This is a genomic window from Streptomyces sp. E-08, assembly GCF_049913095.1.
Lineage (GTDB): Bacteria > Actinomycetota > Actinomycetes > Streptomycetales > Streptomycetaceae > Streptomyces.
This window is the reverse complement of the sequence record NZ_CP183971.1, coordinates 1,275,205-1,296,688: the sequence shown is the minus strand read 5'-3', so window position 1 is coordinate 1,296,688 and position 21,484 is coordinate 1,275,205. Positions and strand designations below refer to the sequence as shown.

Sequence of the window (21,484 nt, the reverse complement as noted above, 5' to 3'; positions counted from 1 at the left end):
GCCGGGGGTATGGGCGCGGACGTCAAGTGACGTACGCCACGGTTTGGTTGGCCGGAAGCCGCTGCCGCCGGGCCGGATCCCATGGGGGCTCCCGTGGGCCGGGGCGGCCGGAGCCTCACAGGGTCACCAGCATCGCCAGCATCGCGAGCGCCATGGAGAGCCGGCAGGCGAGGGTCAGCTCGGGCCGTGTCGCCCAGGCGGGCCCCGGCCCGCCGGTGGTCGCCGCCACCGGGACGAGCCGCGTCCCCGCGCGCAGCACGTACGCCATGTAGTAGAGGAGGAGGCCGCCCGTGAGCAGGGGTACGCCCCCCGCCGGTCCCACCGCCCCGGCCGTGTGCCCCGCGTGCGCCCCCGCCGCGCCGGGGACCGCCATCGCCACCGCCATGTAGACCATGGCGAGCGAGCCGACCAGGTGGTGCAGATGGTGGCCGCCGCGCCGGAGTGCCAGGAGACCGTGCAGCGTCGCCGCGCCGAACACCGCCGCGTACAGCGCCCAGCCCCACTCCGGCGGGCTGAGGGCGGCGGCGGGCAGCGCCATCAGGGCCATGCCGAAGCCCATCACCGCCTCGCCGCCCGCGGCCCGCCGCTCCTCGCCGACGCAGGCGCGCATCCGCAGCAGGCAGTACACGCCCGTCGCCGCGCACAGCGCGACGAGCAGCCACCCGGGCAGGGCCGGTCCGTGCACGGGCACACCTCCCCCTGGACGCCGTCCCCTCCAGGAGGGAATGCCCGTCCTGCGGGCGCCGCACGCGGGCGCACGGGCGCGCACAGGTGTACGAGGGGAGTGAAGGGGCGCGCGCGTTAGGCTCGGGACGATCGCGCACGACGATCGTCAGCGCCCGAGGGGAGCCCGAAACATGGACACCGCCACGTCCCAGGAGACCGGCCGGATCAGCTACCGCGAAGCGGTCCTCGACGACGTCCCGGTGCTCGTCCCGCTCGTGGAGTCGGCCTACCGGGGCGACGCCAGCCGGGGCGGCTGGACGACGGAGGCAGACATCCTCCAGGGGCAGCGCACCGACCCCGAGGGCGTGGCCGCGGTCATCACGGCCCCCGGCAGCCGCCTCCTGGTCGTCGAGCGCGACGGCGAGCTCGTCGCCTGCTGCCAGCTGGAGCACCGGGGCGAGGCCGCCTACTTCGGCATGTTCGCGGTCCGGCCCGAGCTCCAGGGCGCGGGTCTGGGCAAGCAGATCATCGCGGAGGCGGAGCGCCGGGTGCGCGAGCTGTGGGACGCGCGCGAGATGCACATGACGGTGATCTCCGTGCGCGAGGAGCTGATCGCCTGGTACGAGCGGCGCGGCTACCGGCGCACGGGCCGGACGACCCCGTTCCCGTACGGCGACGAGCGCTTCGGCCTGCCCCAGCGCGACGACCTGGAGTTCGAGCTGCTGATCAAGCCGCTCGGCTGATCCGTACGGCGGAAGAGTGGCTTCAACCCTGGCGGACAGGAAAAACTTCTGCCGCCAGGGGGGTCGCACAGGATAATTTCCCTTGCCTCCCCTTGTGGGAATCAAGCGTCAATGGTTACGTTGTCTTGACGCAAGGTTCTCCTGTGGAGGAAGAGGCATGACGGAAATTCTTGTGCAGGACGTGACCGGTGGGGGGATATCCACCGACGCTCGTGTGATCGACCACCCGGCCTGGGCCGAGCTCAAGAATGCCGTGGAGGAGATCCGTCCCTGGCAGCGCCCGGACGGCTCCATCGACTTCGAGGCCGAGGGCGCCCCCGCCCGCGCGCTCGTCGAGCTGACCGTGGACCGCCTGGTCGCGGCCGTCGAGCAGCTCTCCCCGCTCCTCCCGCACGACGGCGCCTACCACCGCGCCCTCGTCGCGGACCTGCGCCACTGGGTCGAGGGCGGCTTCGCCGTGCCGGACTTCCTGGACTCCCTCATGGAGTTCCACCCGGCCGCCGGCCGTGCCGACGGGCTCCAGCACCTCGTGCTCTTCCCGATGTACACGCAGAACGGCAACCCGGACCGCAACTTCGAGGCCGTCGTGCTCCGCATGGTCTGGCCGGAGTGGCTCTCCGAGCTGGAGCGCACCCGCTACGACAACCCGGGCTTCTGCGGCATCACCTTCGAGGACTTCACCGCCGGGTACGACACCAACTCGGCCGTCCTCTTCCCCGAGACCGTCGCCGTCCGCGAGGTCCCGGAGCGCTTCACCTGGGGCGGCATCTTCTGCGACCGCGAGGCCGCGCGCTTCCGCAAGGTCACCGAGGCCGCCGTCGACACCCTCGGCGTGAAGCTCCCCGAGGACATCGCCGTCATGCTCGGCGACCAGAAGCGCTGCGAGCAGGCCTTCGCGCTCTGGGACCTGGTTCACGACCGCGCCCACAGCCGCGGTGACCTGCCCTTCGACCCCTTCATGATCAAGCAGCGCCAGCCCTTCTGGATGTACGGCCTGGAGGAGCTCCGCTGCGACCTCACCGCCTTCAAGGAGGCCGTGAAGCTGGAGGCCGAGGGCAACGCGCACGGCCGTGACGTGCAGTACGCCGTCCTCTTCGACCGGATGTTCCGCTTCCCGCTCACCGGCGACCGCGTCCGCAACTACGACGGTCTGGGCGGCCAGCTCCTCTTCGCGTACCTCCACAAGAACGACGTGGTGCGCTGGACGGACAACGTCCTCACGATCGACTGGGAGCGGGCCCCCGAGGTCACCAACCGCCTCTGCGCCGAGATCGAGACCCTCTACCGCGAGGGCATCGACCGCCCGAAGCTGGTCCACTGGTTCAAGGCGTACGAGTTCGTCTCCGGCTACCTCGCCCCGCACCCGGGATCGAAGTGGGCCAAGGGTCCCGACGCCCTCGACCTCTCGCTGCCGCCCCGCAAGCTCGTCGACGACGTGCTTCCGGACGAGTTTCCGCTCAGCATGTTCTTTGAGGCCCTCGCCAAGAAGCTGAAGGGCGTGATCGCCGACACCAAGGGCATCACCGCCGCCGACGTCCCGAGCACCGAGCGGGCCGCCGCGTGAGCGACCTCACCGAGAACACCGAGGAGGCGTCGCCCATGATCTCCAACGGAAACGGCGGACCGCTCGACGGCTCCGTCATCGCGGTCGCCGGCGCGGCCGGCCCCGCGGGTCGTGCCACCCTGCTGCGGCTCGCCGAGGCCGGCGCCACCGTCGTCGCCTCCGACGCCGACCCGGCGCGCCTCGCGGAGGCCGTCGACGCCGCCCGCTACGCGCACGGCGGCGCCAAGGTCGTCGGGGACACCGTCGACCTCCTGGACCTGGCCGCCACGCGCGACTGGGCGGAGAAGACCGAGAAGGAGTTCGGCCGGATCGACGGCCTGGTCCACCTCGTCGGCGGCTGGCGCGGTGCCCCCTCCTTCACCGAGGCCGACCTCAAGGACTGGGACTTCCTGGAGAAGCTCCTGATCCGCACGGTCCAGCACACCTCGCTCGCCTTCCACGACGGGCTGCTGCGCGCCGGCGGGCGCGGCCGGTACGCCCTGATCAGCCAGTCCGGCGCGCACAAGCCGGTCGCCAACAACGCCGCGTACAACGCGGGCAAGGCGGCCGCCGAGGCGTGGACCCTCGCCATGGCGGACTCCTTCCGCAAGCTGGGGGGCGACGACGGCCCGCAGGCGGCGGCTGCCATCCTGGTGATCAAGGCATTGGTGCACGACGCCATGCGCGCCGAACGCCCCAACGCGAAGTTCGCGGGCTTCACCGACGTCAAGGACCTGGCCGAGGAGATCGCCGGGCTCTGGGACAAGCCCGCCCAGGAAGTGAATGGACAGCGTCTGTGGCTGACCCCCAAGCCGTGACCGCGGCACTCGGCCCCAGGACCGACGCACGTCGTCACCACGACCCGTCGGTCCGGGGCTTCGCCAGCGACAACTACGCCGGCGCACACCCCGAGGTCCTCGCGGCCCTCGCCCTCGCCAACGAAGGCCACCAGGTCGCCTACGGCGAGGACCAGTACACCGATCACCTCCAGCGGATCATGCACAGCCACTTCGGCCCCACCGCCGAGGCGTTCCCGGTCTTCAACGGGACCGGGGCGAACGTGACCGCCCTCCAGGCGCTCACCGACCGCTGGGGCGCCGTCATCTGCGCCGAGACCGCCCACATCAACGTGGACGAGGGCGGCGCGCCGGAGCGGATGGGCGGCCTCAAGCTGCTCACCGTCCCCACCCCGGACGGCAAGCTCACGCCCGAGCTGATCGACCGGCAGGCCTGGGGCTGGGAGGACGAGCACCGGGCCATGCCCCAGGTCGTCTCGATCACCCAGAACACGGAGCTCGGCACCGTCTACACGGTGGAGGAGATCCGCGCGATCGTCGAGCACGCCCATGCCAAGGGCATGAAGGTGCACCTCGACGGGGCCCGCATAGCCAACGCGGCCGCCTCGCTCGACGTGCCGATGCGCGCGTTCACGAACGCGGTCGGCGTGGACGTGATCTCGTACGGCGGGACGAAGAACGGCATGCTCTTCGGCGAGGCCGTCGTCGTCCTCAATCCCGACGCGGTCAGCCACATGAAGCACCTGCGCAAGCTGTCCATGCAGCTCGCCTCGAAGATGCGCTTCGTGTCGGTGCAGCTGGAGGCCCTCCTCGCGAAGGACCTGTGGCTGCGCAACGCCCGCCACGCCAACGCGATGGCCCGCCGCCTCGCGGCCGGGGTGCGCGAGGTCGACGGGGTGGAGATCCTCTACCCCGTGCAGGCCAATGCGGTCTTCGCCCGCCTCCCGCACGAGGTGAGCCGACGCCTGCAGGAACGGTTCCGCTTCTACTTCTGGGACGAGGCCGCCGGTGATGTCCGCTGGATGTGCGCCTTCGACACCACGGAGGACGACGTGGACGCCTTCCTCCAGGCACTGAAGGAAGAGCTGGCCCGCTAGCGAGTCATGCATGAATATGCGGCCGGACGGAAAGTCATTGACTCCGTCCGGCCCTCTTCATAGGGTCGTCCCGCATGGAACTCATCCAGCAGAACCCCGACATCGAGGCCTACCTCGCGCCGAGTGAGGCCGTCGATCATGAGCACCCGCTCGTCAAGGCGGTGTCCGACCGCCTCGCCGGCGATCATCCCGACGCATACTCATACGCCGAAGCCGCCTATGCGTACGTCCGCGACACGATCCCGCACTCGATGGACTCCGGCGACCTCCGCGTCACCTGGCGCGCCTCCGACGTCCTGGAGCTGCGCACCGGCATCTGCTACGCCAAGTCCGTCGCCTACGCGGCGCTGCTGCGGGCCCGCGGCATCCCCGCCGCCCTCTGCTACCAGCGGCTCACCGAGGACGACGGCTCGGACCCGGTGATCCACGGCCTGGTCGCCGTCCTGCTGCCCGGCGGGCACGCCTGGGCCCGCCAGGACGTGCGGGGGAACAAGCCGGGCGTCGACGCCCGGTTCTCACTGGGGGAGGAGCGGCTGGCCTGGACCGTACGGCCGGAGCTCGGAGAGGTGGACCACCCCGAGCTGTACGCCGAGCCGCACCCGGCCGTCCTGGGCGCGCTGAAGGCCGCCCCGGACCGCTCGTACCTCGACCGGACCCTGCCCTCGGAACTCTGACCCGGGCGGGGAGTGCCGAAACGGTTCCGTCAGCCGGCTTCCTTGACCTGCGCCGGCGTCGGAGCCGTACCGCCGAGGTGTGCGGGCACCCACCAGGTGTCGCTCGCGTCCTTCGGGCGCACCGGGTAGGCGCGCTGAGCGGCCTCCAGGAGCTCCTGGACGCGCTCGCGCAGACGCCGGGTGATCGCGCCCGCGTACTGGTCGGCGGGGGCCTCGACGGGCTCGCCGACGCGGATCGTCACCGGGATGTGGCTCCGCTTGAAGTTCCGGGGCCGGCCCTTCGTCCACAGCCGCTGGGTGCCCCACAGCGCCATCGGGATCAGCGGGACGCCCGCCTCCTGCGCCAGACGCGCGGCACCCGTCTTGAAGCTCTTGAGCGTGAAGGACTGCGAGATGGTCGCCTCGGGGAAGACGCCGATGATCTCCCCGGCGCGCAGCGACTCCAGGGCGTGCGTGTACGCGTGCTCGCCCGCGGCGCGGTCCACCGGGATGTGCTTCATCCCGCGCATGAGCGGTCCCGAGACCTTGTGCTTGAAGACGGAGTCCTTCGCCATGAAGCGCACGAGGCGCTTCTGCGGCAGCGCGGCGAGACCGGTGAAGATGAAGTCCAGATAGCTGATGTGGTTGCTCACGAGCACCGCGCCGCCCGTCCGGGGGATGTGCTCCGAACCCTGCGTCTCGATCTTCAGGTCGAGCGCCTTGAACAGGGTCAGCGCGGCACCGACGACCGGTCGATAGACGAGTTCTGCCATCGGAGAGGAACCTCTTCTTCAGGTGCCCGGAGCGGGTTCTCCCGGCGAAGTTACGCGGCCGTAGGTTTTCGGCTTTGGGCAGATCGTGCCCCATGTGGGGCCTCGTGACCAGTCCAGACGGCTTCGTGCAGGGAGATTCTCGTCACTCGCGGTGGCCGTGGCGGGAATCGATCGGCGGCGCCCGGTGCTGCACCTGGGGAACGCAAGAACGAAGGGGAGTGGCATGACCGAGGTCCTGGGGCCGGAGGCGCTCGGCGCCGCGCTGGGGGAGCGGGCCACCCTCGTCCAGTTCTCGACGGCGTTCTGCCAGCCCTGCCGGGCCACCCGCCGCACCCTCGCCGAGGTCGCCGCGATGGTGCCGGGCGTGGGGCACGTGGAGATCGACGCCGAGGAGCGGCTCGACCTGGTGCGGGAGCTCGGCATCGCCCGCACCCCCACCGTCCTCGTCCTCGACGCCGCCGGCCGCGTCGTCCGCAGGGCCGCCGGGCAGCCCCGCAGGGCCGACGTCATCGCCGCTCTGGGGCGAGCGGTCTGACGCCGTGACACTTCTCCCACATCCCGGTACGCACTTGACTGCACCGTCCACCGATCGTCACCCTGACGGGGTGCCCATAGAACTCCTTCTCTACGGCCGGGCCCACGTGGACCTGGCCCGCAACGCGAGCGCGCGCTGTCCGGGTGTCTGACCACCCCAGGACTCCTCTCATGACGCCCTCGCAGAAGGACAACTCCATGACGGTCACTCCGGACCTCCAGCTCAGCACGGTTCCCACGATCGGCGCACCCCGGCAGGCCTCCCCCGATCTGCTCCGCTCCGTCTTCCGCCGGCACGCGGCCGGAGTCGCGGTCGTCACCGCGCACGGCGAGCGGCCCGTCGGCTTCACCGCCACCTCGCTCAACTCCGTGGCCGCCGAGCCCCCGCTGGTCTCCTTCGGGGTGGGCACGACCTCCTCCAGCTGGCCCGTGGTCTCCGAGGCCGAGTACATCGGCGTGCACATACTCGGCGAGCACCAGGAGGAGCTCGCGGCCACCTTCGCGCGCAGCGGCGCCGACCGCTTCGGCGAGGGCACGCGGTGGAGCCTCGGCCCCGAGGGCGTGCCCGTGCTCGACGGCGTCCTCGCCTGGCTGGTCTGCCGCGTGGTGGCCCGCGTGCCCGCGGGGGACCACCGGATCGTCATCGCGCAGGCCGTCGCCGGGGACCCGGACGGCGCGGGCCGGCCCCTCCTCTACCACCACGGCCGCTTCAACGCGCTGCGCGACTGAGAGTTCCCGTACGCGCCGCTCTCCGCGCGTTGGCAAGGTCACACGCCTGAGCGCTTGCTCAGCGGTAACGAACTGGGTGTACTGGCGAGTAATATTCGGGTCGGGGCGTGAGGCGCCCCGACCGGAAACCCGCCCTTCAGGCGCCTATGCTGCGAGCAACAAGGCAGCCCAGTAATGACCGATGCAGTAGGAGAGCCGGCGTGAGCTTGAGGATCGTTGTCTGTGTGAAGTACGTGCCCGACGCCACCGGCGACCGGCACTTCGCCGATGACCTGACCGTCGACCGCGACGACGTCGACGGCCTTCTGTCGGAGCTCGACGAGTACGCCGTCGAGCAGGCCCTGCAGATCGCCGAAGAGGCCGACGACGCCGAGGTCACCGTGCTCACGGTCGGCCCCGAGGACGCCAAGGACGCGCTGCGCAAGGCGCTCTCCATGGGCGCCGACAAGGCCGTCCACGTCGAGGACGACGACCTGCACGGCACCGACGTCATGGGCACCTCGCTCGTGCTCGCCAAGGCGATCGAGAAGGTCGGCTACGACGTCGTCATCGCCGGTATGGCCTCCACCGACGGCACCATGGGCGTCCTCCCGGCGATCCTCGCCGAGCGTCTGGGCGTCCCGCAGGTCACCCTGCTCTCCGAGGTCAAGATCGACGGCGGTGTCGTGACGGGCCGCCGTGACGGCGACACCGCCTCCGAGCAGCTGGAGGCCTCGCTTCCGGCCGTCGTCTCCGTGACGGACCAGTCGGGCGAGGCCCGCTACCCGTCCTTCAAGGGCATCATGGCCGCCAAGAAGAAGCCGGTCGAGTCCCTCGATCTGGAGGACCTGGAGATCGAGGCGGACGAGGTCGGCCTCGAGGGCGCCTGGACCGCCGTCGACTCCGCCGCCGAGCGTCCGGCGCGCACCGCGGGCACGATCGTCAAGGACGAGGGCGAGGGCGGCAAGCAGCTGGCCGAGTTCCTCGCGAGCCAGAAGTTCATCTAGGTGCCGGAGGTCCGGGGTCACCCCCCGGGCCCGCGCAGCACCCAAGGCTCCCGAGAGCCCGCCAGACCGCCCCTTCCGTTCGCAGGAGATTGAAGTCCCATGGCTGACATCCTCGTCTACGTCGACCACGTCGACGGAGCCGTCCGCAAGCCCACCCTGGAGCTGCTGACCCTCGCCCGCCGCATCGGCGACCCGGTCGCCGTCGCGCTGGGCAACGGCGCCGCCGACACCGCCGCCGCGCTCGCCGAGCACGGCGCCGTCAAGGTCCTCACTGCCGACGCCCCCGAGTTCGCCGAGTACCTCGTCGTCCCGAAGGTCGACGCGCTCCAGGCCGCCGTCGCCGCCGTCTCCCCGGCCGCCGTGCTCGTCCCGTCCTCCGCCGAGGGCAAGGAGATCGCGGCCCGCCTCGCGGTCCGCATCGGTTCCGGCATCATCACCGACGCCGTGGACCTGGAGGCCGGTGACGAGGGCCCGGTCGCGACGCAGTCCGCGTTCGCCGCCTCCTTCACCACCAAGTCCCGTGTCTCCAAGGGCACTCCGGTCATCACGGTCAAGCCGAACTCGGCCCCCGTCGAGGCCGCCCCGGCCGCCGGCGCCGTCGAGGCCCTCGAGGTCTCCTTCGGTGCGCTGGCCACCGGCACCAAGGTGACCGCCCGCACCCCGCGAGAGTCGACCGGCCGCCCGGAGCTGACCGAGGCCGCGATCGTGGTCTCCGGCGGCCGCGGCGTCAACGGTGCCGAGAACTTCGCGATCATCGAGGCGCTCGCCGACTCGCTCGGTGCCGCCGTCGGCGCCTCGCGCGCCGCCGTCGACGCCGGCTGGTACCCGCACTCGAACCAGGTCGGCCAGACCGGCAAGTCGGTCTCGCCGCAGCTGTACATCGCCTCCGGCATCTCCGGCGCGATCCAGCACCGCGCGGGCATGCAGACCTCGAAGACGATCGTCGCGATCAACAAGGACGCCGAGGCTCCGATCTTCGACCTCGTCGACTACGGCGTCGTCGGCGACCTGTTCGACGTCGTCCCGCAGCTCACCGAAGAGGTCAAGACCCGCAAGGGCTGATGACCTGCGGTTCTGTCGGTCCCGGGGGCCGCACGGCGATCTGTCGCCGTGCGGCCCCCGGTCGTTTCGGACAACCATTGACTCAGGTCCCGACGGCCTACTAACTTCGCTATACGGATTGTTGATTCCGTGCAGCGGAAAACAGGAGGATGCAGGATGGGCCAGCAGGAGAAGGTGTCGACGAGCCTCGCGGGCGCGGTCAGCGAGGGCATCAGCGCTTCGCTCGCAGCGGTGGACGCCGAGCTCGACCGGCGCTACCCGGGAGACCCCGGCACCCGTCAGCCCGTCCACACCGTCTACGTCCCGGGCAACGCCTTCGACGCCGGAACCATCCGTTCCTGGGGCGACCAGGCCCTCGCCGCCCTCGACGAGCACGCCCCCGACGCCGAGTCCTTCGCCGCCGTCCTCGGCCTCTCCGACGACCTCGCCGAGGACGTCTACGGTCGGGTACGGGCCAAGCTGGAGCGCGAGCCCATCGAGGACCTCCGCGTCGACTTCGAGGACGGTTACGCCGGACAGGACGAGGACCAGGACGCCGCCCGCGCCGCCCGCCTGATCTCCGAGGCGTACGCGAAGGGGACCGCCGCCCCGTACATGGGCATCCGGATGAAGTGCATGGAGGCGGCCGTACGCGACCGCGGCATCCGCACCACCGACGTCTTCCTCACCGGTCTCCTGGAGAACGGCGGCCTCCCCGACGGCCTCGTCCTCACCCTCCCCAAGGTCACCTACCCCGAGCAGGTCTCGGCCTTCGTCCGCCTCCTGGAGGCCTTCGAGAAGGCCCACGGCCTCGACGCGGGCCGCCTCGGCTTCGAGATCCAGATCGAGACCAGCCAGTCCATCCTCGCCAGCGACGGCACCGCGGCCGTCGCCCGCATGATCGGCGCCGCCGAGGGCCGCGCCACCGGACTGCACTACGGCACCTTCGACTACAGCGCCTGCCTCGGCGTCTCCGCCGCCTACCAGGCCAGCGACCACCCGGCCGCCGACCACGCCAAGGCGATCATGCAGGTCGCCGCCGCCGGCACCGGCGTGCGAGTCTCCGACGGCTCCACCAACGTCCTGCCCGTCGGCTCCACCGACCACGTCCACGAGGCCTGGCGCCTGCACTACGGCCTCACCCGCCGCGCCCTCTCCCGCGCCTACTACCAGGGCTGGGACATGCACCCCGGGCACATCCCCACCCGCTACGCCGCCGTCTTCGCCTTCTACCGCGAGGGCTTCGAGGCCGCAGCCAAGCGCCTCTCCGCCTACGCCAACCACGCGGGCGGCGACGTCATGGACGAGCCCGCCACCGCCAAGGCCCTCAGCTCCTACCTGCTGCGCGGCATCGACTGCGGCGCCCTCGACACCGCCGAGGTCGGCGCCCTCACGGGCATGACCCGCGCCGCGCTCGACCGCTTCGCCGCCCCGCGCCGAGGCGACCTCACGGTCACCACTGATCGCTAAACGGTCACTTTCGCGCCAACTGCCCCGTACTCTTGTCGAGTTCACATGATCGACAGGGGACGGGGCAGCGGTGTCATCGGGGGAGAACGGGCGGCTCGCGGGCCGCTACAGAATCGTGCGCCAGCTCGGACGCGGAGGCATGGGCGTCGTCTGGCGTGCGGTCGACGAGGTCCTCGGCCGTGAGGTGGCCGTCAAGGAACTCCGTACGTACACGGACGCCGCCGCGCCCGAACTGGCCGACCTGCGCCTGCGGATGACCCGCGAGGCGCGCGCCGCCGCCCGGGTCCGCCACCCCGGAGTCGTGGCCGTCCACGACGTCACCGAGCACGAGGGCCGGCCGGTCATCGTCATGGAGCTCGTCGACGGGCCCTCCCTCGACGACGTCCTCGGCGAACGCGGCACCGTCGACCCCGCCGAGGCCGCCCGCATCGGCGCACACGTCCTGGAGGCGCTGGCCGCCGCCCACGACGTGGGCGTCCTCCACCGGGACGTGAAGCCCGGCAACATCCTGCTCGACCGCTCGGGCCGGATCGTCCTCACCGACTTCGGCATCGCCACGATGGAGGACCCCGGCGACGGCTCCGCGACCCACCTCACGCGCAGCGGCGAGATCGTCGGCTCCCTCGACTTCCTCGCCCCCGAGCGCGCCCGCGGGCAGGACCCCGGCCCCGCGTCGGACGTCTGGGCCCTGGGCGCGACCCTGTACGCGGCGGTCGAGGGCGCCTCGCCCTTCCGCCGCACGTCCACCTGGTCGACCCTCGCCGCCATCGTCACCGAACCGCTCCCGGAGCCCCGCCGTGCCGGACCCCTCACCCCGGTCCTGCTCCGCCTCCTGGACAAGGACCCGGCCTCCCGACCGCCCGCCCGCGAGGCGGCGCGGCTGCTCGGCGCGCTGGCGGAGCCGGAGCCGGAGCCGGAGCCGGAGGCGGTGACGGGCGGAGACGCCGCCGCGGCGGCACAGGCGGCGGAAGCACCGGCCCCCGAGGCACCGGCCCCCGAGGTCCTCGCGCCGAACCCGTACGAGAGCGCCGCGGGGGCGAACCCGTACGAGAGCGCCGCCGGGGCGAACCCGTACGCGGGCGGTGTGGACGCGAACCCCTACGCGGGTACGGTCGCGGGCCCGGAGCAGACCCCGCCGCCCGCCGCGCCACCCGCCGGGGCCTTCGGCCCCGCGGTGCCGGTGCCGCCCGCCCAGCTCGACGCGGGCACGGTCGGCCGCGCCGGGACGCGGGCCGCACGGCGCGCCGGGACGAAGCCGCGCCGGGGCAACGCCGTGGTCGCCGCCGCCGTGGCCGCCGTCCTGCTCGCCGGCGGCGGCATCACGTACGCCCTCATGGACGGCGACGACAGCGCGCGGGCCGCCTCGGAGACCCCGCGGGACGGGGACGGGGGCGGCGGCTCCGTCGGCGACCCCGGCCGCGTCCTCGACCCGGGGAGCAGCACCCCGCCCTCCGGGCGGCCGAGAGGCACCGGCACCCCCTCCGGCGGCTCCACCCCCTCGGGCCGGGAGTCGGGCGCGGCGGCCGGCGGAGCACCGGCCACCGGCGACCCCGGCTCGGACGGCTCCGACCCGGGCTCGGCGGCGGGAGACCAGGCCGCGGGCGGCACGGGTGCGGACGCGGCATCCGGGGCGGGCGGTGGAGGCGGCGCCACGACGGCCCCCGGCAAGCCGGGCGGGAGCACCGCCACGGCCGGCGGCACGAGTGCGACCCGCGACCCCTCCGGGGGCGGCGCGACGACCGCGCCCACCACGGACGCCCCGCCACCCGCGTCCGGCTGCACCGCGTCGGGCTCCTCCGCGACCTGCCAGGTCGTACGGAGCGCCACCACCACCCGGTACGACGGCGGTGAGATGGGCACGGTCGGCGCCGGGCCGCACTCCTTCTCGTGCCAGGTCGACCTCGACCGGACCGAGACGTACGGCGGAACCACCAGCCGCTGGTTCGCCCGCACCGACGACGACAGCGGCAACACCAACGTCTACCTCAGCGTGCTCCACCTGTCGGGCGGTGGGGGCGGCGGCCCCGTGGCGGGCCTGCGGATCTGCTGAGGGGGCTCAGACGGCCGGCGGCGCGATCTCGCCCGATCCACGGGCGAGCAGCGTCGTGCCGAGGACCAGTCGCTCCGGCGCCCCCTCGGCCCCGTCGAGACGCCGGAAGAGACGCTCCGCCGCCGTCCGGCCCAGCGCCGCGGCGTCCTGGGCGACGACCGTGACGCCGAGCAGATCGGCCAGTTCGATGTCGTCGAAGCCGACCAGGGCGACCGGCCGCCCGTGCCGGGCGAGGGCCCGGACCACGGTCACGGTGACCCGGTTGTTCCCCGAGAACAGGGCCGTCACCGGCTCGCCCGCCGCCAGCATCTCCCGTACCGCCGCGCTCACCCGCTCCGGGTCGGTCGACCCGAGGGAGACCCAGGCGTCCCGGACCGGGAGGCCCGCGTCCTCCATCGCGGCGCGGTAGCCCCGCAGCCGCTCGGCCGCGGTGTGGATGCGGGGACGGTCGCCGATGAACCCGATCCTGCGGTGGCCGTGCGCGATCAGATGCGCGACGCCCGCGCGTGCGCCGCCGAAACTGTCGGAGAGGACGGCGTCGGCGTCGATCCGTCCGGCGGGCCGGTCGACGAAGACCGTGGCGACGCCCGCCCTCATCTCGGGCTCCAGATACCGGTGGTCGTCACCGGCGGGGATGACGATGAGACCGTCGACCCGGCGGGCGCAGAGCGCGAGCGCCAGCTCCTGCTCCCGGTCGGGGTCCTCGGCGCTGGAACCGTTGAACAGCAGGGCGCCGTGCGCCCGCGCGACCTCCTCCACGGCCCGGCTGAGCGGCCCGTAGAAGGGGTCGGCGAGGTCTTCCAGGACCAGCCCGACCGTGGCCGTCCTGCCCTTGCGCAGGACGCGCGCGCTGTCGTTGCGGCGGAAGCCGAGGACCTCGATGGCCTCCCGCACCCGGCGCTCGGTGTCGGGGGTGACGCCCGGTTCGCCGTTCACGACCCGGGACACCGTCTTGAGGCCGACGCCGGCCCGTGCGGCGACGTCCTTCATCGTGGGCCGATTGCCGTAGCGGGGCTCGGTGCGGCGGGCGATGTCGGCCACGGTGCGCGGTTCCTCCGGAGCATGTCGAGGGTGTCGAGTCGATCTCGGTTCGAGCATAGAGCCTAGACAACGTTGTCAGAGCGGGTAAGACTGTACAGAACGACTTGCCGCCTCCCGCCTGCCGACCGGAGACCTCGCGCCCATGCACACCGACCCCGCCACGGGCCTCGTCGCCGCCCTCGACATCGGGGGCACCAAGATCGCCGGCGCCCTGGTCGACCGCACGGGCCGCGTCCGCGTCCGCTCGCAGCGGCCCACGCCCGCGCGTGAGGACGGCGAGACGGTGATGGCGGCGGTCGAGGCGGTCCTGACGGACCTGGCGGCCTCCCCGCTCTGGGAGTCGGCGGCGGCCGTCGGCATCGGCAGCGCGGGACCGGTCGACGCCTCCCGGGGAACCGTCAGCCCGGTCAACGTGCCCGGCTGGCGCGACTTCCCGCTCGTCGAGCGGGTCCGCCGGGCCGCCGCCGGCCGCCCGGTCACCCTCGTCGGCGACGGCGTCGCCATGACGGCCGCCGAACACTGGCTGGGGGCGGCCCGGGGCCACGCCCACGCCCTGTGCCTCGTCGTCTCCACGGGCGTCGGCGGCGGCCTCGTGCTCGACGGCCGGGTCCACCCCGGACCCACCGGCAACGCCGGTCACATCGGCCACATCCCGGTGGACCTGGACGGCGACCCCTGCGCCTGCGGCGGGCGCGGCTGCGTCGAGCGCATCGCCAGCGGCCCGCACCTCGCCCGCCGGGCGCTGGACAACGGCTGGCGGCCGGGGCCCGACGGCGACGTCTCCGCCGCCGCCGTGGCCGCCGCCGCGCACGCCGGGGACCCGATCGCCGTCGCCTCGTTCGAGCGCGCGGCCCAGGCGCTCGCGGCGGGCATCGCCGCCACCGCCGCCCTCGTCGAGATCGACATCGCGGTCGTCGGCGGCGGGGTGGCGGGGGCCGGCGAGGTCCTCTTCGCCCCGCTCCGGCGCAGCCTCCGCGGCTACGCCACGCTCTCGTTCGTCCGGGACCTGACGGTCGTCCCCGCCGTCACGGGCACCGACGCGGGCCTCCTCGGCGCCGCCGCGGCGGCGATGCCGACGGACGCCCGCTCCTGACGCTTACCACCGGTCCCGGGCCGGGCGCCCCACCCGCGCCCGGGAGCGGGCGCCCCACCCCGACCCGGGAGCGGGCGCGACCCCGGCCCGCGCCAGGTCTCACTCCCGTACCCGCTCCGGCATCCGCTGCTCGACGATCACCAGGAACGCGTCGGACTCCAGGTCCATCACGACCCGGGCCGGCACCCCCTCCTCGCGCCGCGCGCCGGCGAACTCCTCCGCCGGCCAGCTGCCCCGCGGGCCGCCGGCCGGAAACCGTTCGAGAACCGTACGACTCATCTCCGCACCCCCTCGTGTTCGCCGTTCTCAACGACGGCCCCCCGGAAGTGTCACGCACATGCCGAGACATGTGTTCGTGGTTTCCGTGGCAGGGTGTTGCGGGCAAGCCACTGGGGGCTATCGAAGAGGGGGAAACGTGATCGTCTGGATCAACGGGACGTTCGGCGCGGGAAAGTCGAGCACCGCGCGCGAGCTGGTCGATCTGATCCCGAACAGCACCCTGTACGACCCCGAGCTCACCGGAGGGGGGCTGCGCCGCCTCCTCCCGGCCAAGCGGCTCGCCGAGGTCGAGGACTACCAGGACCTGCCGATCTGGCGCCGCATGGTCGTCGACACCGCCGCCGCTCTGCTCGCCGAGGTCGGCGGCGTGCTCGTCGTCCCCATGACCCTGCTCCGCCAGGAGTACCGGGACGAGATCTTCGGCGGGCTCGCCGCCCGCCGCATCGAGGTGCGCCATGTGCTGCTCGCCCCGGAGGAAACGATCCTGCGGGAACGGATAGACGGCCGGGCGGAGTACGGCGACCCCGAGGTGGACGCCCGCGTCAGGGAGTGGTGCCACCAGCACCTGCCGCCGTACCGCGCCGCCCTGGACTGGCTCGCGGCCGACGCGTACACGCTCGACACCTCGGCACTCACCGTGGCCGAGGCCGCCCGGGCCGTCGCCGAAGCGGTCCGGGCCGGTCAGGTCGCCCCGTGCGGCATCGTCCAGACACCCGAGCCGACCGGCGAGACGCTCGCCGCAGGCGTCCTGCTCTTCGACGAACAGGACAGGTTCCTGCTCGTGGACCCCACCTACAAGCCCGGCTGGGAGTTCCCCGGCGGGGTCGTCGAGCCCGGCGAGGCCCCGGCCAGGGCGGGCATGCGCGAGGTGGCCGAGGAGATCGGCCTCGAACTCGACGCCGTCCCCCGGCTGTTGCTCGTCGACTGGGAACGTCCCCAGCCCCCCGGATACGGCGGGCTCCGCCTCCTCTTCGACGGCGGCACCCTGCGGGCCGCCGACGCCGAACGCCTCCGCCTCCCCGGCTCCGAACTCCGCGGCTGGCGGTTCGTCACCGAGGAGGAGGCCGAGTCGCTCCTGCCGCCCGTCCGCTACCGGCGCCTGCGCTGGGCCCTCCGCGCCCGCGAACGCGGCACGGTCCTCAACCTGGAGGCGGGCGTCCCGGTGGGCTGACCGCGGCGGAACGATCCCCGGGAGGCCGCCCGGCTGCTCCCCGACGAGAGCCCGAACGGCGCCGACTTCCGGTACGCCCCACCGCCGCGGCGGAGTGGCCTCCACCACGGAGGCGGAGTGCCCCCCACCACGGCGGCGGAACGCCCTCCACCACCACGGCGGAACGATCCCCACCGCCGCGGCGGAGTGCCCCCCACCACCACGGCGGCGGAACGATCCCCACCACGGCGGCGAACGCCCCCTACGCCTCGGCCGCGGCTGCCGCCGCCGTCAGCCGCTCCGCCGTGTCCGTGGTCACCGGCGCCCCGTGTCCGCAGCACAGCACCGAGGGGGTGAGCTTCGCGAGCGCCCGCATCGAGTCGAGCGCGAGGGCGCGATCGACGTGCAGGACGCCGAACATTACGTCCGGCACCGAGGCCACCGTGTCCCCGGTGAACAGCACGCCGTGGTGCGGCAGATGGACGGCGATCGAGCCGGGCGTGTGGCCCGGGGCGTGGACCACCAGGGCCCCGTCGCCGAAGGCCAGCTCCTCGCCGTCCTCGACCTCCCGGTCGACCCGCGTGGGCGGCGCCTCCGGCGAGGTCAGACCGTGCGCGAAGATCGGGCGCTCCCAGTCGAGCAGGTCGGGCTCGGGGACCGGGGCCTCGCCCCGGATCACCGGCGCGTCGAGCCGGTGCGCGAGGATCTCGGCCCCGTACCGGTCCGCCAGCTCCTGGGCCGAGCCCACGTGGTCCCGGTGGCAGTGCGTCAGCACGATCCGGCGCAGCCGCTCCGGGTCCCGGCCGGCCGACCGTATCGCCGCGGCGATGCCGTCCGCCGTGCCGGCCCAGCCGGCGTCGATCAGGGTCAGCTCCTCCTCGTCCTGCCACAGGTACGCCTGACCGATGGAGAAGTCGAGGAGGTGCAAGCGAGGGGTGATCCTGGTGAGTTCGATGGATGCCATGCGGCGAACCTACGCATCCGCCCAGGTCCGCCGCGTGCCTCTACGCTCTCGGCGAGCTTCGCCGAGCGCTGAACCGAACCGGCGTCGGGCCCGGCACCGGTGCCGGGCCCGACGCGTCGTCAGACCTGCTTGGAACGGGCGTAGTTGACGAGGAAGTGTGCCTCGGCGACCGAGAGCCGCTCCAGCTCCTCCGGCGAGACGGACTCGTTCGGCGCGTGGATCTGCGCCTCCGGCTCGCTCAGACCGATCAGCAGGATCTCCGACTCCGGGTACAGCGAGGCCAGCGTGTTGCACAGCGGGATCGAGCCGCCCATGCCCGCCGTCTGCATCTCCTCACCGGGGTACGCGACCCGCATCGCCTCGGCCATCGACGCGTACGCCGGGCTGGAGGTGTCCGCCTGGAAGGGCTGGCCCTGACCGACCTGCTCCAGGGTCACCCGGGCGTCCCACGGCGTGTGCTTCTCGATGTGCGCGAAGAGCAGCTTCGTCACCTCGGCCGCGTCCTCGCCCGGCGGCACCCGCAGGCTGATCTGCGCGCGGGCCGACTTCGGGACCGACGGGGTCGCGCCGGCCACCGGGTGGCAGTCGATGCCGATGACCGTGACCGCCGGGCGCGCCCAGATCCGGTCGGCGACCGTGCCGGCTCCCGGCAGGGACACGCCCGCGAGGACCTTGGCGTCCTGGCGGAAGTCCTCCTCCGGGTACTGGAGGCCCTCCCACACCTGGTCGGCCGCGAGACCGTCGATGACGGTGGAGCCGTCCGGTCCGCGCAGCGAGTCCAGGACGCGGATCAGCGCGGCCAGCGCGTCGGGCGCGGCACCACCGAACTGACCGGAGTGCAGATTGCCCTCCAGGGTGTCCATCTGGACCCGGATCATCGTCATGCCGCGCAGGGTCGCCGTCACGGTCGGCAGGCCCACGCGGAAGTTGCCCGCGTCGCCGATCACGATGGCGTCGGCCGTGAGCAGCTCGGGGTGCTGCTCCGCGTACCGCTCCAGACCGCCGGTGCCCTGCTCCTCCGAGCCCTCGACGATGACCTTGACGGTCACCGGCACCCCGCCGTTCGCCTTGAGGGCGCGCAGCGCGAGCAGGTGCATGATGAAGCCGCCCTTGCAGTCGGCGGTGCCGCGCCCGTACCAGCGGCCGTTCCGCTCGGTCAGCTCGAACGGCGGGGAGAGCCAGACGGACTCGTCCAGCTTCGGCTGCACGTCGTAGTGCGCGTACAGGAGGACGGTCGGCGCGCCGGCCGGTCCGGGCAGGACGCCGTACACGGACTGCGAGCCGTCCGGGGTGTCGAGCAGCGCCACGTCCTGGAAGCCCTCGGAGCGCAGGGCGTCCGCGACCCAGTTCGCGGCGCCCTCGCACTCGCTGCGGGGCGCCACGGCCTCGTCCGCCACCGACTCGAAGGCCACCAGCTCCGTGAGCTCGGCCTTGGCCCGGGGCATCAGTGACCGGACGGTCTCGGCGATCGGATTCGAGGTCATGGGCACGCTCCTGATGGGTGCGACGTTACGACGTGAGGACGGCGTTCGTCGTAGGTCGTGGTACGGCGAACGCACCGTCGATCCTACGGGCGGGCCCCTGGCTACCGCGCCGTAGGATGCGTCAGGAGCAGACCACCGGTCGGATCAGGAGCAGAAGCACACGTGAGCAGCGAGCACGCAGAGAACGCCGGTCCGGAGCCCACCGAGTCCGCAAGCGCGGCTCCCGAGGCCGCGGAGAGCGCCGCGGAGAGCGCCGCGGGGAGTGCGGTCGGACGTGCGGACGCGGAGCCGGCGCGCCTGCCGGATGACGCGGTGTCGGACTCGGACGACGCGTCGGACACGGTGTCGGACACGGAGTCGGACACAGCGTCGGGCACGGAGTCGGACACGGCGTCGGGTGAGGCGTCGGGCGGGGCGTCCGCCGCGGAGGCCGAGGAGTCGGCCGACGTCTGGGACGTGGTCGTGGTCGGCGCGGGACCGGCCGGCGCGTCCGCGGCCTACGCGGCGGCGGTCGCCGGCCGCCGGGTGCTGCTCCTGGAGAAGTCGGAGCTGCCCCGGTACAAGACCTGCGGCGGCGGCATCATCGGTCCCTCGCGCGACTCGCTCCCGCCGGGCTTCGAACTGCCCCTCCAGGACCGCGTCCACGCCGTCACCTTCTCCCTGGACGGACGCTTCGCCCGCACCCGCCGCTCGCGCCGGATGCTCTTCGGGCTCATCAACCGCCCCGAGTTCGACGCGCAGCTCGTCGAGCACGCCCAGAAGGCGGGCGCCGAGCTGCGGACCGGCGCCACGGTGACCCGGGTGGAGCAGCACGGCCCGGCCGTCCCGGACCGGCGGACGGTCGCCGTCGTCCTCGCCGACGGCGAGACCGTCCTCGCGCGCGCGGTCGTCGGCGCCGACGGCAGCGCCAGCCGGATAGGCGCTCATGTGGGGGTGAAGCTCGGCCAGGTCGACCTGGGTCTGGAGGCGGAGATCCCCGTGCCGCCGTCCGTGGCGGAGGACTGGAAGGGGCGGGTCCTCATCGACTGGGGCCCGATGCCCGGCAGTTACGGCTGGGTGTTCCCCAAGGGCGACACGCTGACCGTCGGCGTCATCTCGGCGCGCGGCGAGGGCGCCGCCACCAAGCGGTACATGGAGGACTTCGTGGCCCGGCTCGGCCTCGCCGGCTTCGAGCCCACGATCTCCTCCGGCCATCTGACGCGCTGCCGCACCGACGACTCGCCGCTCTCCCGCGGCCGGGTCCTCGTCTGCGGTGACGCGGCGGGTCTCCTGGAGCCGTGGACGCGCGAGGGCATCTCGTACGCGCTCCGCTCGGGCCGTCTCGCGGGGGAGTGGGCGGTACGGGTCGCCGAGTCGAACGACGCGGTCGACGCGCGCCGCCAGGCCCTGAACTACGCCTTCGCCATCAAGGCGGGGCTCGGGGTCGAGATGGCGGTCGGGCGGCGGATGCTCGCCGTCTTCGAGCGGCGGCCGGGACTGCTGCACGCGACGATCACGGGCGTGCGGCCGGCCTGGAACGCCTTCGCGGACATCACCCGCGGCGCGGCCACGCTCGGCGGGATGGTCCGCTCGAACGGCCTGGCGCGGCGGGCCCTGGAGCTCCTCGACAAGCGGATGGACACCACGTCCGGTGTCGGCCCGGCGGGGCGGGGCGTCAGCCCGCGCGAGCGCGCGGGGTCCGAGCCGGAGGACACGAAGTCCCCGGAGGGACCGGAAGAGGTCTGACCGCGGCGCGCGTCGCGGATCGACGGGTACGGGCTCCGCTGCACCGGCCGGCTCACGCCGCCGGGGTGGCGGGGCCCGTCGTCGTGATGCGGAAGACCGGGTGCTTCGGCGCGATCGCCCGCAGCTCCTCGTCGGAGGAGTCGGGGCCGACGCCGTCGAAGAAGACGCCGACCTCGGCCTTCCAGCGCTTGAGGTAGGCGCGGAGCAGGGCGGCCTTGTCGTCGTCGGCCACCTCGACGGCGGTGAACTCCTCCGCGTGCTTGCCGAGGTGCAGCTGCCCGCCGCCGGCGGCCCGCATGTTGTGGGTCCACTGGACGTGGCCGCGGGGGGCGACGAGGTACTGGGCGCCGTCCACCGTCAGGAGGTTGACGGGGGTGCGGCGCCATTCGCCGCTCTTGCGGCCCCGGACGGCGAGGACGCGGGAGCCCCAGACGCTGATGCCGCGGCGGGTCATCCAGGCGACGGCGCGGTTGAAGACGTTCACCGTGAACCAGCCGGGCTTCATGACGTGGGCGGCGGGGGTGGGGCCTGCGGGCTGGGCGGGCTGGGCGGACATGGAAGCCTCCTGTGCGGAATCGAACTGTGAGCACTGCTCTCGCTTGAGATCAGTGTGCACGGTTCGGTACTCACAGGCAAGAGCAGTGCTCTCGTTTCGTTCCAGTGCTC

Annotated in this window: 21 protein-coding genes; 14 read left to right on the top strand and 7 right to left on the bottom strand. The window is 73.1% G+C overall.

The genetic code is table 11. The annotated features are described in order from the left end of the window. Positions 1-115: 115 nt before the first annotated feature. A complete protein-coding gene (locus tag ACN9MM_RS05875; protein ID WP_426362637.1) occupies positions 116-685 on the bottom strand; it encodes a DUF5134 domain-containing protein in 570 nt (189 codons plus the stop codon). Between the two features lie 172 nt (positions 686-857). Between ACN9MM_RS05875 and ACN9MM_RS05870 the strand changes: the two genes are divergently transcribed. From ACN9MM_RS05870 to ACN9MM_RS05850, 5 genes are all read left to right on the top strand, one after another. Then, positions 858-1,409 carry a GNAT family N-acetyltransferase gene (locus ACN9MM_RS05870; RefSeq protein WP_426362636.1) on the top strand — a complete coding sequence of 184 codons (552 nt, stop codon included), beginning with the start codon at positions 858-860 and terminating at the stop codon, positions 1,407-1,409. 157 nt (positions 1,410-1,566) lie between these two features. Beyond that, positions 1,567-2,973, top strand: coding sequence for a DUF6421 family protein (locus ACN9MM_RS05865; RefSeq protein ID WP_426362635.1), 1,407 nt, complete (start codon positions 1,567-1,569; stop codon positions 2,971-2,973). A gap of 35 nt (positions 2,974-3,008) precedes the next feature. Beyond that, positions 3,009-3,770: an SDR family NAD(P)-dependent oxidoreductase gene (locus tag ACN9MM_RS05860; protein ID WP_426362634.1), complete on the top strand. Its 762-nt coding sequence runs from the start codon at positions 3,009-3,011 to the stop codon at positions 3,768-3,770. Further along, positions 3,767-4,846, top strand: coding sequence for a threonine aldolase family protein (locus tag ACN9MM_RS05855; protein ID WP_426362632.1), 1,080 nt, complete (start codon positions 3,767-3,769; stop codon positions 4,844-4,846). Before ACN9MM_RS05860 ends, ACN9MM_RS05855 begins: the two co-directional genes overlap by 4 nt. Before the next feature lie 74 nt (positions 4,847-4,920). Continuing rightward, a complete protein-coding gene (locus ACN9MM_RS05850; RefSeq protein WP_426362631.1) occupies positions 4,921-5,520 on the top strand; it encodes a transglutaminase-like domain-containing protein in 600 nt (199 codons plus the stop codon). Positions 5,521-5,549: 29 nt separating this feature from the next. Here the strand turns inward: ACN9MM_RS05850 and ACN9MM_RS05845 are convergent, their stop codons facing one another. Further along, complete coding sequence (locus ACN9MM_RS05845; protein WP_426362630.1) at positions 5,550-6,272, bottom strand: lysophospholipid acyltransferase family protein; 723 nt, start codon at positions 6,270-6,272, stop codon at positions 5,550-5,552. Positions 6,273-6,495: 223 nt separating this feature from the next. Between ACN9MM_RS05845 and ACN9MM_RS05840 the strand changes: the two genes are divergently transcribed. From ACN9MM_RS05840 to ACN9MM_RS05815, 6 genes are all read left to right on the top strand, one after another. After that, entirely contained in the window at positions 6,496-6,807 is a 312-nt protein-coding gene (locus ACN9MM_RS05840) for a TlpA family protein disulfide reductase (RefSeq protein WP_030686007.1), read from the top strand. Positions 6,808-7,004: 197 nt separating this feature from the next. Further along, positions 7,005-7,535 (top strand): flavin reductase family protein, encoded by a 531-nt coding sequence (locus tag ACN9MM_RS05835; protein ID WP_426368685.1) that lies wholly within the window; start codon positions 7,005-7,007, stop codon positions 7,533-7,535. A gap of 200 nt (positions 7,536-7,735) precedes the next feature. Next, the gene (locus tag ACN9MM_RS05830) at positions 7,736-8,521 is read left to right on the top strand and encodes an electron transfer flavoprotein subunit beta/FixA family protein (protein WP_426362629.1); all 786 of its coding nucleotides are present in this window, start codon (positions 7,736-7,738) and stop codon (positions 8,519-8,521) included. A 99-nt stretch (positions 8,522-8,620) separates the two neighbouring features. Then, complete coding sequence (locus ACN9MM_RS05825; RefSeq protein WP_382860810.1) at positions 8,621-9,583, top strand: electron transfer flavoprotein subunit alpha/FixB family protein; 963 nt, start codon at positions 8,621-8,623, stop codon at positions 9,581-9,583. A gap of 156 nt (positions 9,584-9,739) precedes the next feature. Next, the gene (locus ACN9MM_RS05820) at positions 9,740-11,032 is read left to right on the top strand and encodes a DUF6986 family protein (protein WP_426362628.1); all 1,293 of its coding nucleotides are present in this window, start codon (positions 9,740-9,742) and stop codon (positions 11,030-11,032) included. A 70-nt stretch (positions 11,033-11,102) separates the two neighbouring features. Beyond that, the gene (locus tag ACN9MM_RS05815) at positions 11,103-13,082 is read left to right on the top strand and encodes a serine/threonine-protein kinase (protein ID WP_426362627.1); all 1,980 of its coding nucleotides are present in this window, start codon (positions 11,103-11,105) and stop codon (positions 13,080-13,082) included. Between the two features lie 6 nt (positions 13,083-13,088). Here ACN9MM_RS05815 and ACN9MM_RS05810 read toward each other — a convergent pair whose 3' ends face one another. Then, entirely contained in the window at positions 13,089-14,123 is a 1,035-nt protein-coding gene (locus ACN9MM_RS05810) for a LacI family DNA-binding transcriptional regulator (protein WP_426362626.1), read from the bottom strand. A gap of 142 nt (positions 14,124-14,265) precedes the next feature. Here ACN9MM_RS05810 and ACN9MM_RS05805 point away from each other — a divergent pair, with 142 nt between their 5' ends. Next, positions 14,266-15,216, top strand: a complete 951-nt coding sequence (locus ACN9MM_RS05805; protein ID WP_426362625.1) for an ROK family protein — start codon at positions 14,266-14,268, stop codon at positions 15,214-15,216. 99 nt (positions 15,217-15,315) lie between these two features. Here ACN9MM_RS05805 and ACN9MM_RS05800 read toward each other — a convergent pair whose 3' ends face one another. Next, positions 15,316-15,495 carry a hypothetical protein gene (locus tag ACN9MM_RS05800; protein WP_382860827.1) on the bottom strand — a complete coding sequence of 60 codons (180 nt, stop codon included), beginning with the start codon at positions 15,493-15,495 and terminating at the stop codon, positions 15,316-15,318. A 136-nt stretch (positions 15,496-15,631) separates the two neighbouring features. Between ACN9MM_RS05800 and ACN9MM_RS05795 the strand changes: the two genes are divergently transcribed. Continuing rightward, a complete protein-coding gene (locus ACN9MM_RS05795; RefSeq protein WP_426362624.1) occupies positions 15,632-16,666 on the top strand; it encodes an NUDIX domain-containing protein in 1,035 nt (344 codons plus the stop codon). 241 nt (positions 16,667-16,907) lie between these two features. Here ACN9MM_RS05795 and ACN9MM_RS05790 read toward each other — a convergent pair whose 3' ends face one another. Together ACN9MM_RS05790 and ACN9MM_RS05785 are read right to left on the bottom strand one after the other, a co-directional pair. Further along, a complete protein-coding gene (locus ACN9MM_RS05790; RefSeq protein WP_426362623.1) occupies positions 16,908-17,609 on the bottom strand; it encodes an MBL fold metallo-hydrolase in 702 nt (233 codons plus the stop codon). A 119-nt stretch (positions 17,610-17,728) separates the two neighbouring features. Next, the gene (locus tag ACN9MM_RS05785; RefSeq protein ID WP_426362622.1) at positions 17,729-19,093 is read right to left on the bottom strand and encodes a dipeptidase; all 1,365 of its coding nucleotides are present in this window, start codon (positions 19,091-19,093) and stop codon (positions 17,729-17,731) included. 456 nt (positions 19,094-19,549) lie between these two features. On the opposite strand from ACN9MM_RS05785, the gene ACN9MM_RS05780 reads away from it, so the two are divergent. Next, positions 19,550-20,818, top strand: a complete 1,269-nt coding sequence (locus ACN9MM_RS05780) for a geranylgeranyl reductase family protein (protein ID WP_426368684.1) — start codon at positions 19,550-19,552, stop codon at positions 20,816-20,818. Between the two features lie 52 nt (positions 20,819-20,870). On the opposite strand, the gene ACN9MM_RS05775 is transcribed toward ACN9MM_RS05780, so the two are convergent. Continuing rightward, positions 20,871-21,374 (bottom strand): nitroreductase family deazaflavin-dependent oxidoreductase, encoded by a 504-nt coding sequence (locus tag ACN9MM_RS05775; RefSeq protein ID WP_426362621.1) that lies wholly within the window; start codon positions 21,372-21,374, stop codon positions 20,871-20,873. Positions 21,375-21,484 lie beyond the last annotated feature (110 nt).

What these genes read in the sequence shown, in the direction of transcription:
- ACN9MM_RS05870 (WP_426362636.1), top strand. Translation starts at nt 858, where the DNA reads ATGGACACCGCCACGTCCCAGGAGACCGGCCGGATCAGCTACCGCGAA.
- ACN9MM_RS05865 (WP_426362635.1), top strand. Translation starts at nt 1,567, where the DNA reads ATGACGGAAATTCTTGTGCAGGACGTGACCGGTGGGGGGATATCCACC.
- ACN9MM_RS05860 (WP_426362634.1), top strand. Translation starts at nt 3,009, where the DNA reads ATGATCTCCAACGGAAACGGCGGACCGCTCGACGGCTCCGTCATCGCG.
- ACN9MM_RS05850 (WP_426362631.1), top strand. Translation starts at nt 4,921, where the DNA reads ATGGAACTCATCCAGCAGAACCCCGACATCGAGGCCTACCTCGCGCCG.
- ACN9MM_RS05845 (WP_426362630.1), bottom strand. Translation starts at nt 6,272, where the DNA reads ATGGCAGAACTCGTCTATCGACCGGTCGTCGGTGCCGCGCTGACCCTG.
- ACN9MM_RS05840 (WP_030686007.1), top strand. Translation starts at nt 6,496, where the DNA reads ATGACCGAGGTCCTGGGGCCGGAGGCGCTCGGCGCCGCGCTGGGGGAG.
- ACN9MM_RS05835 (WP_426368685.1), top strand. Translation starts at nt 7,005, where the DNA reads ATGACGGTCACTCCGGACCTCCAGCTCAGCACGGTTCCCACGATCGGC.
- ACN9MM_RS05825 (WP_382860810.1), top strand. Translation starts at nt 8,621, where the DNA reads ATGGCTGACATCCTCGTCTACGTCGACCACGTCGACGGAGCCGTCCGC.
- ACN9MM_RS05820 (WP_426362628.1), top strand. Translation starts at nt 9,740, where the DNA reads ATGGGCCAGCAGGAGAAGGTGTCGACGAGCCTCGCGGGCGCGGTCAGC.
- ACN9MM_RS05805 (WP_426362625.1), top strand. Translation starts at nt 14,266, where the DNA reads ATGCACACCGACCCCGCCACGGGCCTCGTCGCCGCCCTCGACATCGGG.
- ACN9MM_RS05800 (WP_382860827.1), bottom strand. Translation starts at nt 15,495, where the DNA reads ATGAGTCGTACGGTTCTCGAACGGTTTCCGGCCGGCGGCCCGCGGGGC.
- ACN9MM_RS05790 (WP_426362623.1), bottom strand. Translation starts at nt 17,609, where the DNA reads ATGGCATCCATCGAACTCACCAGGATCACCCCTCGCTTGCACCTCCTC.
- ACN9MM_RS05785 (WP_426362622.1), bottom strand. Translation starts at nt 19,093, where the DNA reads ATGACCTCGAATCCGATCGCCGAGACCGTCCGGTCACTGATGCCCCGG.
- ACN9MM_RS05775 (WP_426362621.1), bottom strand. Translation starts at nt 21,374, where the DNA reads ATGTCCGCCCAGCCCGCCCAGCCCGCAGGCCCCACCCCCGCCGCCCAC.